The following is a 10192-nucleotide window of genomic DNA, read 5'->3' on the forward strand; positions in this document are numbered from 1 at the left end:
GCTGGCGACAATAGCAAGAGTGAACCACCTGATCCCTTCCCGAACTCAGAAGTGAAACCTCTTAGCGCTGATGGTAGTGTGGGGTTACCCATGTGAGAGTAAGTCATCGCCAGCTCATTATTCGAAAACACCCCCTGATACGTCAGGGGGTGTTTTTTTATGTCGGAGAAAAGGGAAAAATAAGAAGAAAAGCAGCAGGATAAAATAGGGAAATGAGAGATATTTAAAAGAATAAGGCTAAACAGCGCTAAAAATTTACATCAAGGTGAGCCTATATTCTTTATAGTGAAGTTCAGTCTCCAAGGTATAAAAACAATAGGATGTACATATGCTCCAAGATCTTGATGAAGTCTCTATTTTAGAGATATTGCAGCAACGCTTTGAGGAAAATATGCAGCGTCATCCAGAATTACTTTGGGATGATGTTAAAAAACAATTGATAGCACAGCCCTCAAAACTACAAATTTTAATCGAAATGGAAAAAACAGGCGGTGAGCCAGATATTGTGATGCTGAATCAGCAATCTAATGACCTGATATTTTATGATTGCAGCTTAGAGTCGCCAAAGTTTAGAAGAAACTTGTGCTATGACCGTGATGCCTTGGAGAATCGGAAGGATCATCCTCCCCAAAATAACGTTATAGATATGGTGCGAGACATCGGTGCTGAGCTACTGACGGAAGAAGACTATCGAGCGATACAGCAAGTTTTTCATTTCGATTTAAAGACTTCGAGTTGGATCGTAACGCCAGCGGATATTCGGCAAAAGGGTGGGGCACTGTTTTGTGACCGACGTTATGATCATGTATTTAGCTACCATAATGGCGCACAGTCATATTATGCGTCTCGTGGATTTCGCTGTAAGCTGGTGATTGCTTAATCTCAGCGCTATCAAGGTATTTAAAACAATCTAGAGTGTTCAAACGAACTTTTCTAAAGATATATTTTCGTTTGTTTTTTAGACATTTAAAATTTTTCTAAACTAAAGATAGAAATAAATGATGGTGTGTCGTTCTGAAGTTTAATGAAAGAATAGAAGAATTAGACCTAAAAACTAGGATATTATGATTTAAAAAAATCAGTTAAATAATCATATATTGATAATGTTGAGTAATTAAACTAAAACATGAAAAATAACACAATTAACATGCACTTATAAGCAATTCGATTTATTAAACATACGTCTAATATCCCTAGAAATTACTGTTCCGTATATTCCGTGGCTGTTGAATTTTACTTAAAAATTCAATGAATGTTATGGACAAGTACTCATGGGAGATGAGAACGATGACAACGGAAAAAATAGACATAAATTCTGTAGTCGATAAGGCTAAATTTACCCCGTTCCACTTCAATGTAGTGGCTTGGTGCTTATTGATTATTTTATTTGATGGCTACGATTTAGCGATTAATGGCGTGGTTTTACCATTATTGATGCAAGACTGGGGCTTAACTGCAATGCAAGCGGGGATGCTTGCCAGTACTGCGCTCGCAGGCATGATGTTTGGTGCCATGTTCTTTGGTTCTTTAGCAGATAAGATTGGCCGTAAAAAAGTCATCATGATCTGTATTGTTTTATTTAGTGGTTTGACCTTTGCCGGTGGTTTTGCGTCGAATCCAACAGAATTTGGTATTTTGCGTTTCTTGGCTGGTTTAGGGATTGGCGGTGTCATGCCTAATCTTGTGGCTTTAACGTCTGAATACGCGCCGCAGAAGATGCGTAGCACACTGGTAACGACGATGTTTAGTGGTTATGCAGTCGGTGGTGTGATGGCGGCACTTTTAGGTTCATGGTTCACCCCTGACTTTGGTTGGCAAATCATGTTCTTTATTGCGGGTATTCCTCTTTTCCTTTTACCTGTCATTTGGAAATTCTTACCTGAATCATTGGCATTTATGGTGAAAGAAAACAAACAGGAAAAAGCTCGCAGTATCGTGAAGCGCTTAGCGCCTGAAGTGAAAGTGACTGAAAACACAGTGTTCACTTTATCGCAAGAAAGCGTGCCTGAGGCTGCTAACGTGGTGAGTTTGTTCCGCCGTGGTCGTGCCGTAAATACATTGCTGTTTTGGGTGGCGTTCTTTACGTGCCTATTGACCATGTATGCGCTAAGCAGCTGGTTACCAAAACTGATGATGGCAGCCGGTTATTCTATGGATAACAGCTTAATGTTCATGATGGTCATGAACGTTGGCGCAGTTGTAGGTATTGTTGGCGGTGGTATTTTGGCTGACCGTTTCCATTTAAAACCTGTGTTGATGGTTTTGGGTATGATGGGCGCGATTGTGATGAGCTTGATGGGCTTCCAGTCAAATCAGTTCTTGCTATACATCTTGGTGTTCTTGGCTGGTGCTGCGTCTATTGGTTCGCAAATGCTGCTGTACAGCTATGTGGCACAGTATTACCCACTTGCTGTACGTTCGACGGGTATTGGTTGGTCTTCTGCGATTGGTCGTATGGGCGCGATTGTAGGGCCGATTCTGATTGGTGGTTTGCTTGGTATGAACTTACCTGCGCATTTCAACTTTATGGCGGTAGGTTTACCTGTACTGATTACTGCGATTGCGGTTGCATTGATCATGCATGAAAATGACAGTGATAAAATTGATGTTAAAGAAGCATCTACAGCCAAAGCTTAAGTTGTGATTCTTTAAAAAGAAAAGCCTCCGAAAGGGGGCTTTTTTATTTGCTTTATTTTTAGTTAATTGATTAAATTATTAAAATTAGTCAATAAGTTATGAGAAAAGATAAAATGATATTTGGGGAAATAACGAAAGTTCCATTACGGGAAATATGGTTACATGAGGCTTTAAATTTTACCCCATGGCTTGCTGAAAATTTAGATAGGTTAAGTGATGCTTTAGGTCTAGATTTAGAATTAACAGATAGAGAAGCAAGTGTAGGTGATTTTTCTTTAGATATTTTAGCTAAGGATTTAAGTACAACACACACAGTAATTATAGAAAATCAATTAAATCAAACGGATCATGATCATTTAGGTAAGTTGCTTACTTATGCGGCTGGATTTGATGCATCTGTAATTATTTGGATTGCTGAGTCTATTAGAGAAGAACATAGACAAGCTTTAGATTGGTTAAATCAGAAAACAGATACAGATACTTTATTTTTTGCTGTTACTGTTGAAGTGATAAAAATTGACTCATCTAAACCAGCCTGTACATTTAAATTAGTAGCATCACCAAATGAATGGCAAAAAAATAAAAAACATCGCATTCAGGCAACATCAATGAGTAGTAAGGAAGAAATGTACAAAAATTACTTCCAGAAATTAATTGATGCTTTACGTATAAATTATAAATTTACTTCTGCGAAAGTTGGGCAACCACAAAACTGGTATTCATTTTCTTCAGGAATTAAAGGCATTTATTACGGTGCAAATTTTACGGCTACAGGAAAAGCTAGAACAGAAATTTATATCGATGTAGCAGATGCGGAAATAAATGAAAGTATTTTACAAAATTTCATCGACAAGAAAGAAATGTATCAATCTAAATTTACAGAACAAATTTGTTGGGAAATATTAGATGGTAAAAGGGCTTGCCGAATTGCTATTTATAAAGATGGATCAATTTTAGATTCTGAGCAAAAACTTGAAGAAATACGCTTATGGCATATTGAGAAATTATTAGATTTGAAAAAGCAATTTAGGGAAGAATTAATATTAACTGTAAATGAACACATTGTTAAAGCTAAAAATAGTATTGTGTAAATTAATAGGAATATTGAATTATGAAACTAAACTCATTCTCCCCAATCCCTGAAGACGATGAAGAACTGCATCTGCCTGAGCTAGTGTACTGGGCATCTTTAGGTGAACTTGCAGAAGTCGAAAAATCTTTGGCGAATGGCACAGACGTAAACTCTGCCGATGAAGAAGGCTACAGCGCACTGCATGCAGCAGCAGAAAACGGCTATTTAGACGTAGTGAAGCTATTGGTAGGCAAAGGTGCAGATGTAAAGCACAAAACCCAATATACCGCTTTAGAACTTGCAGAAATGGCAGGTCATGACGATGTTGTGGCATATCTCAAAAGCCTCTAAGTCCGATTGCGCAAAATCATGATCGTGAAATCCTCCAGCTGAATCTGGGGGATTTTTTTAATGGGTCATAAAAAATTAATAGATAGAAAAAGAAAACCCCGACATCCTGTCGGGGTTTTCTTCGTATTTCGTGTTCTAGATACAACTCCTTGTCATATCTCACGTCCTGATGCAGAAACTTATTGTTATTGTTTTATGTTTCGGAAACTTCCTGTCTCCTGATAACTGTAGATTAGGCCTGTTTCATAAACTTGGAAAGCCGCAATTATCTGCATGTCATGTAAGCCAAAACGTACAAAATTATTCTGTTACCTTTCCAAAGAAAAATCATCTGATTAATTGATTAGAATCAAATGATTATAAAAGGGAAGGGAACAGTAGATGAAACAATGCATACAATATTTTCGAACGCCTAGCCTTATCGTTGGCATCTTGATGACAGCCGCATGCCATGCGGAAAACACCACAACTACAGCACAAGATCAAACACCAAGCCAAACTCAAAATTCGGCACAAATCCAGCAAGAACAGCGCTTTAAAATACAAAAAATCGCTCAATTCAATGAGCCTTGGGCCATCCAGCCGCTCTTAGACGGCCGTATATTGCTGACTGAAAGAAAAGGTCAGCTAATTATCTTTAATCCGCAAAACCAGCAGAAAATACAGGTGAAAAACCTTCCCAAAGTTGCCTATGGCGGACAAGGCGGCTTAGGTGATATTGCACTCGATCCGCAGTTTGAAAATAATCATCAGATATATCTGAGCTATGCAGAAGCCGGACAGGGCGGTTATGGCGCTGTCATCGAAAAAGCCACATTAAACCTCAATGAAGCTGCGCCAAGTTTAAAACAGCGAAAAATCATTTGGAGGCAAATTCCAAAAGTAGAAGGTCAAGGCCATTATTCACACCGAATGCAGTTTGGCGCAGATGGAAAATTATGGGTGAGTTCGGGCGAACGTCAGAAGTTTGATCCTGCACAAGATCTGCAGTCAAATTTGGGTAAAGTACTGCGCTTAAATAGTGATGGAACACCTGCTGCGGATAATCCATTTCAGACCCAAGGCGAAGTTGCAAAGCAAGTGTGGAGCTTCGGGCACCGTAACCCTTTAGGCATGGCATTTGATGCAAAACAGCAGCTTTGGGTGGCCGAAATGGGACCGAAAGGTGGTGATGAGTTAAATCTCGTGCAGCGTGCGAAAAACTATGGCTATCCACATGTGTCGAATGGCGATCATTATGATGATCAACCGATTCCTGATCATCTTACACGGCCTGAATTTGAAGCGCCTGCCATCAGCTGGACACCGGTGATTTCACCGTCGAGTTTGATGTTCTACCAAGGGCAAAAGTTCCCCTTGTGGAAAAATAAAGCGCTGATTGGCGGATTGTCGTCTCAAGCAATCGTGATTGTGGACACAGCACATCAACCAGTAACAGAAATCCAGCGCATCGATATGAAACAGCGGATCCGTGGCTTGATTGAGGCCAAAGATGGCGCCATTTGGGGGATTGAGGACGGTGAAAAAGCATGGTTATTCAAAATTGAGCCAAAATAGCGGCTAAAAAATAAACAAAAAAATTCAAAAAATAAAAAAAAGCCCCTACGGGGCTTCTCACATACAGGCCTGCACGAATTTTAAATCTGTCAGCTAAGCCGCATAGTGCTCATCGGCATTAAATGCATTGGCTTGAATTTGAATTAATTTACGATTTCCTTGTTCTCCATTCATCCGCCAATGCGCAATTTTAATATTATCCACAATAGCAACATCGCCTTTATGCCACTGTAAAAGCAGTGCATCTTTATACATCGCATCAAAAAATTGCTGCTTTTCGGCATCGTTCCATTCAATTTGTTGACCTTCTGGCGTGTAAATTTCCCATGTCAGTTGCATGCCGTCCGCCGTTGAATCGATTTCAATCTCCCCGCGATTTTCAAAGCAATTTTTGGCCGCCTGATGGGCAAATGGATTGGTATTATTGGCAAAAGCCCACGGCTGAATCACATGCTTTTTTGTATCAGGGTGATGAATCACCAGTGGCGAACGCTGCAAGGTCAGTTTGGCTTTTTTATCTTGTCGAATCTCTAAACTAAACGGGCTCTTTTTCAGCAATAACCGATCAAATAATCCCACCTCGCGCGCCGAGACATAAGAAAAATGGTTCCATGCGCCGAGATATTTTTCCTGTAGATGTTTCGGAAAATTCTCCCAAATTTGCTCTAAGTTATTAAATCCTGTTTCTGCTAAATACGTCGATGGTTCCTGACAAAATAAGGCGATATAACGCGAGCGTTCTGAGCGCACGCCGCCTTCAACATGCGGGCCTTGTACCGAGTTTTCGACTGGACCCAATTGCACTGTGTTGCGGTCTATATAACGACGGTAGTCGCCAGAGCCGAGCAATTTCTCGCTGTATTTTCGCATCCAAGATCCAACCCAGCTGGGCATATTGGGGTTAAATGCATTCCATGGCGTAAACTGAAAATATTGTTCAATCAGTTGGTTAAATTGTTCGGGTTGCTCGATGTTAAAACCACGGAACAGCAAAATGCCATTTTCATGGATTTGTTGTAAAAGCTCTTGTCGATGCGCGCCAATATATTGTGCAAGATCTTGCGGGCTATTGTGTTCTGGAGCGGCATGAAAAATGCGGGTAAAACTATTCGGTTGTTGCTGTTGCAATTGCATAGGTCATTCTCTAATTTTTTAATTCAATTTTTATTGTTGTCGCCTAATCCCTAAGCGCTGACAGTTCGAGCTGCTGAACTCGCAGCCGTTATTCTGTCTAAATTCTCTGCCGATTATAAGTACAGTTTTACTGTTGCGATGTAAGTATTGTTGATAAATTGCGATTTTTCGACGAATAGAGTGTGATCGCTGAATGAATGATGACATGAAAAAAGCCCTCGACATCCTATCGAGGGCTTTTTAGATTCATTCTAAAGATATGACTCCTGTCATACCGATCAGCGTTCCTGCTGCATGTGCATTATTTATTTTTATTGCAAGACATCCTGTCTTTGTATGTTCCTACTATAGGCGCGTTGCTGTTGAGGCTACAGGCGTAAATACTGCAAGTGCTGTAGGTAAATGCCTACAGCAGAACGCCGCTAAATCCTGTTAGTGTAGTGATGGATATAACAACAATGAGTTTCGCGCATGCCTGCAACACAAATCGATATACGGATGCAATACAGAATAGAACAAGAACAACAGCTGATAAATGCTGTCTTTGACGCCTTACAACAGAGTTTTCAGCTGCCTCGATATGACCGCAATATACGTTTGCAAGTGCATGCCCCACATCGGTTTCAGGTGTTTGATCATTTGACGCAGCCTGAGCATTTTACACATATCACCATCGATTGTTTTGCGGGACGAACCTTAGCAACCAAGCGTAAGTTATATCAAATGCTGGTGCAAAATTTGGTGGAATTTGGCATTCCAGCCGACCATATCATCATTACCTTACGCGAAAGCCCACTAGAAAACTGGGGGATACGAGGTGGTCAAGCCGCCTGTGATGTCGATTTAGGTTTTCAGGTCGATGTTTAGTCTGTGCAAATACATGGAATGTTGCTTTCACATCGCCTAAACGAAAAAAGCCCCGACATCCTGTCGGGGCTTTTTCGGATTCATTCTAGCGGTATAACTCCTGTCCTACCGTTAAACTTCCTGCTCATTGTCTTATCATTGTTATTTTATGTTCAGTGACATCCTGTTGCTGTATGACCTTAATATAAAAGTAATCCAATAACGTGAATAGTGTCTATTATCCGCATCTAATGTAAGCCAAAACGTACAACACCTAAATTATCATTCTGTCCGTCGCGTCAATGTATTGCACAGCATTAAGGCTCTCGACCGTTAGATCTATGCATCCATATTGATCTAAACCGCTTTTAAAACAGCAGGAAGCTGGTTTTGAAGTGACTAAAAGCCTTATCAGTGGTGTTACATATTTTTGCGATTAATTGGTTGAATGGTGAACTAATTTATCAGACATTAAAAATTCATAATGAAAAATATACAGGGAATAAGATCGATGCTAAGAACACTTACACAACAACGGACGACATCAAAACTTCAGCTCGCATTAGGCTGCGTCATTGCGCTTAGTGCTTCAGCAAGTTGGGCAGCATCTCCACAAGAGATTAAGAAAATTGCAGAAAGTCAAAAGCAAAGTTATTTAGAGACCTTGAAAACCTTGGTCAATATTGAATCTGGCAGTAAAGATATTGAGGGATTGAATCAGATTGCCAAGGTGGTCGCAGAGCAATTAAAAGCCACAGGGGCTGAGGTGAACGTGATTCAGCCCAAAGACATCATGAAACTCGATGGTGCGCCAGACCAGACAGGGCCGATTGTAAAAGCGGTACTAAAAGGCAAAGGTAAAACGAACATTATGTTGTTGGCGCATAACGATACGGTGTATCAAAAGGGCCAATTACAAGGTCAACCGTTTCGCATAGACGGTAATAAAGCTTATGGTTTAGGTATTTTGGATGACAAGCAGGGTGTTGCTGCAGTGATTCATGTCTTGGATATGCTGAAAAAGCTGAAGTACCAAGATTACGGCACCATTACGGTGTTAATTAATTCAGATGAAGAAATCAGTTCACCCGGCTCGCGCCAATTGATTATGGATACCGCTCAAAATCAGGATGTTGTCCTCTCCTTTGAAACCGGTGGTTTAGAGGGAAGCTTGATGTTAGCCACCAGTGGGATTGGTGCGGCTTATTTAGATATTAAAGGGCGGGGTTCGCATGCGGGGGTAAAACCTGAAGCAGGGGTCAATGCCTTGACAGAACTGGCTTTTCAGATTCAACAATTGGAAAATCTATCCAATCCGAAAACGGGTTTAAAGCTGAATTGGACCGTTGCGACGGCTGGAAAAACCCGAAATGTGATTCCTGACCATGCGACAGCACAGGCAGATGCTCGTTCCTTAAAACCACAAGATTTTGCTGAGTTGGAAAAAACCTTGAAGCAAAAAGTTAAAACCAAAAAATTGGCGGAAAGTCAGGTCGAGGTCAAATTTGAAGTCCGTCGTCCACCTTTAGAAGCCAGTCCACAAGCCAAAAAATTAGCCGCAACAGCCCAGCAGATTTACACAAACGAATTAAAGCTGCCGATGAAAGTTGAAACGACCGCTTGGGGTGGTGGTACCGATGCCGCTTTTGCTGGGGTTAGGTCGAAAGCCGCGATCATTGAAGGAATCGGTATGTCTGGCGATGGATTACATTCAGATAAAGCTGAATATATTTTGACAGATTCTATCGTACCGCGTTTGTACTTGGTGACGCGTTTAATTGTGGAGAGTTCTAAAAAGTAATCGTATCCGATTGGATGAGATCTAATGAGTCATTGCCCTGAGTTTGGTTGTGGCTCATGTTAGAGCTATTCTTATGTAGCATTTGAAATGAAAAAAGCCCCGACATCCTGTCGAGGCTTTTTCAGATTCATTCTAGCGGTATAACTCCTGTCCTACCGTAAGCTTCCTGCTTAGTCTTATCATTGTTGTTTTATGTTCAGTGACGTCCTGTCTCTGTATGCTTTAACTTTATCGTGGATGATGCATGGCGTATAGCTGCCATCTGCCGAAAATAATGTAAGCCTGAACTTACAAAAGGCGGCATCTATCACGCGAACGGCAACAATTAAGCACTCACATATTGCAGTAATTTTTTGAAAATCGCTTTAACCGCTTTGTTGTCAAATTCATTCGGTTCGAATTTATCTGTTTGATTACGTGTAAAAATGTCACGAATTTCAACTACAGCATTACTGTCAATTAAGCCCAATTGAGTTGCCACTTGGCGAATTTGATCAATCGAACGTGAACCATTGGTGCCTCCATAGCTAACGTATGCCGCAGGTTTTCCGCCCCATTCTTTACCGAGGTAATCCAATGCATTTTTGAGCGCAGGGCTGTAGCCGTGGTTATATTCAGGGCTAATGAAAATAAATGCGTCGCCTTGCGCGATTTTATCAAATGGAGGGTAAAACTCTGTCCTTCAGGTCAGAGATATAAGCGACACGACATGAAGTGTCGTTTGATTTAACTAAGGACTATTTTCCTTGAGTTTTGATTGTTAATATAAGTACTTGAAAACCCTTAAATTACGT

At 40.7% G+C, this 10192-nt stretch carries 8 protein-coding genes, 1 rRNA gene and 1 pseudogene; 8 read left to right on the forward strand and 2 right to left on the reverse strand.

The window, feature by feature from the left end:
• From rrf to FTU37_RS15560, 6 genes are all read left to right on the forward strand, one after another.
• Positions 1-115, forward strand: a 5S ribosomal RNA gene (gene rrf / locus FTU37_RS15535).
• Between the two features lie 213 nt (positions 116-328).
• A complete protein-coding gene (locus tag FTU37_RS15540; protein ID WP_180124616.1) occupies positions 329-880 on the forward strand; it encodes a DUF4256 domain-containing protein in 552 nt (183 codons plus the stop codon).
• Between the two features lie 407 nt (positions 881-1287).
• Complete coding sequence (locus FTU37_RS15545) at positions 1288-2637, forward strand: aromatic acid/H+ symport family MFS transporter (RefSeq protein WP_180124617.1); 1350 nt, start codon at positions 1288-1290, stop codon at positions 2635-2637.
• 98 nt (positions 2638-2735) lie between these two features.
• The gene (locus FTU37_RS15550; protein WP_180124618.1) at positions 2736-3728 is read left to right on the forward strand and encodes a DUF4268 domain-containing protein; all 993 of its coding nucleotides are present in this window, start codon (positions 2736-2738) and stop codon (positions 3726-3728) included.
• 20 nt (positions 3729-3748) lie between these two features.
• Complete coding sequence (locus FTU37_RS15555) at positions 3749-4060, forward strand: ankyrin repeat domain-containing protein (RefSeq protein WP_180107363.1); 312 nt, start codon at positions 3749-3751, stop codon at positions 4058-4060.
• 381 nt (positions 4061-4441) lie between these two features.
• Entirely contained in the window at positions 4442-5617 is a 1176-nt protein-coding gene (locus FTU37_RS15560) for a PQQ-dependent sugar dehydrogenase (protein ID WP_373686334.1), read from the forward strand.
• A 93-nt stretch (positions 5618-5710) separates the two neighbouring features.
• Here the strand turns inward: FTU37_RS15560 and FTU37_RS15565 are convergent, their stop codons facing one another.
• Entirely contained in the window at positions 5711-6751 is a 1041-nt protein-coding gene (locus tag FTU37_RS15565; protein WP_180124619.1) for a TauD/TfdA family dioxygenase, read from the reverse strand.
• A gap of 471 nt (positions 6752-7222) precedes the next feature.
• Here FTU37_RS15565 and FTU37_RS15570 point away from each other — a divergent pair, with 471 nt between their 5' ends.
• Positions 7223-7618 (forward strand): tautomerase family protein, encoded by a 396-nt coding sequence (locus FTU37_RS15570; RefSeq protein ID WP_180124620.1) that lies wholly within the window; start codon positions 7223-7225, stop codon positions 7616-7618.
• Positions 7619-8108: 490 nt separating this feature from the next.
• Positions 8109-9398 carry a glutamate carboxypeptidase gene (locus FTU37_RS15575; RefSeq protein WP_180124621.1) on the forward strand — a complete coding sequence of 430 codons (1290 nt, stop codon included), beginning with the start codon at positions 8109-8111 and terminating at the stop codon, positions 9396-9398.
• A 325-nt stretch (positions 9399-9723) separates the two neighbouring features.
• Here FTU37_RS15575 and FTU37_RS15580 read toward each other — a convergent pair.
• A pseudogene (locus FTU37_RS15580) lies at positions 9724-10056 on the reverse strand (NADPH-dependent FMN reductase); the annotation flags it as partial.
• Positions 10057-10192: the final 136 nt, after the last annotated feature.

The organism is Acinetobacter sp. YH12097 (assembly GCF_013419225.1).
In the GTDB taxonomy this organism is placed as follows: Bacteria; Pseudomonadota; Gammaproteobacteria; order Pseudomonadales; family Moraxellaceae; genus Acinetobacter; species Acinetobacter amyesii.